General features: G+C 46.7%; 4 tRNA genes. All 4 read right to left on the bottom strand.

Going from position 1 to position 1,255, the window contains the following annotated elements:
* Positions 1-511: 511 nt before the first annotated feature.
* Positions 512-588: transfer RNA gene (locus CV944_RS17020), tRNA-Arg, on the bottom strand.
* Between the two features lie 187 nt (positions 589-775).
* A tRNA-Gly gene (locus CV944_RS17015) sits at positions 776-846 on the bottom strand.
* A 96-nt stretch (positions 847-942) separates the two neighbouring features.
* A tRNA-Arg gene (locus CV944_RS17010) sits at positions 943-1,016 on the bottom strand.
* 9 nt (positions 1,017-1,025) lie between these two features.
* A tRNA-Gly gene (locus CV944_RS17005) sits at positions 1,026-1,097 on the bottom strand.
* Positions 1,098-1,255: the final 158 nt, after the last annotated feature.

The following is a 1,255-nucleotide window of genomic DNA, read 5'->3' as shown; positions in this document are numbered from 1 at the left end:
AACGCGCACTCGATCGCCCCCTCAACCCGGACCAGCGAAGGATTCTGCAGGGATTGGGCATGGATGAGAGCATCTACGTGTAACGTGATACGGAACGACCAGCGATGGTAAAAAAAAGGATTGCCATCGCTCGTTGTGTTGGTCAAGAAGTTATTCTGAAAAATGAAATAAAAAATCCTTCGTTTTGACCTTGTTAGGGTGCGAAATGTGAGTCATGTGCAAAATTTTTACGGATTATTCTGGATTTTGCACATTCTTTCGGAACGTTTGCACGCTCTTTCAAATGAAGATTTCTACTCTCACATCATAGACGAGAAGGAAAAAAAGAATCGCGGCAGGTAGATCAAACCATGATGGAACTCTATAATGCCCTGTGATCACCGCGCAAAATTCGTGCAAAATTTTTTCGGATCCTATCGTTTTTTCGAGATTCCCAAAAAATGAAAAACGACCGCAAACGCGGTCGTATCAAGGGCTTTGAGGATTTTAACCCGAACGAATCGTATGTAAGTGGCGTCCCAGGAGAGACTCGAACTCCCGACCGACGGCTTAGAAGGCCGCTGCTCTATCCTACTGAGCTACTGGGACACAATCCATTAGGAAACTCCAATATCCTCGCTGCCCCTTCCTCTACAAGCCTACTCAAGGAAGCTTGATGCGTCGGGACAACTCGCAGCTGTTTCATAGAAGCCTTTGCTCGTTGCTCGATCCTGCCAAGTTGCTGGAGCATCATCAACAGAGCATACTCCACAATATTCACGATAAAATAAAGGAAAGCGGGTGATGGGAATCGAACCCACGACTTCAGCTTGGGAAGCTGAGGTTTTACCATTAAACTACACCCGCATAATCCATATCAGTGAACTTGTCGTAAAAACGATTGCAATAAAAATATAATGGCAAATCGTTTTTTTGTCAATATCTTTTTTAAAGATAATGGAACGCGCTCGAGAGGATTCGAACCCCTAACCTTCTGATCCGTAGTCAGATGCTCTATCCAATTGAGCTACGAGCGCATATTGGGAAGCGGAAGACGGGACTCGAACCCGCGACCCCCACCTTGGCAAGGTGGTGTTCTACCACTGAACTACTTCCGCGTTGTAATGGTGAAGGAAGTTCATTCCTTCAAAACTAGATAACCGTTTCGGGAAGAAGCCGCGGCGAACCGCTCGCCTCCGCTTTTCTTGGTTAAGCCCTCGATCGATTAGTATCCGTCAGCTCCACGTGTCGCCACGCTTCCACCTCGGACCTATCG

It is taken from the genome of Geobacillus sp. WSUCF-018B, assembly GCF_002809985.1.
GTDB classification, from domain to species: domain Bacteria; phylum Bacillota; class Bacilli; order Bacillales; family Anoxybacillaceae; genus Geobacillus; species Geobacillus thermophilus.
This window is presented reverse-complemented; position numbering and strand designations above follow the sequence as displayed.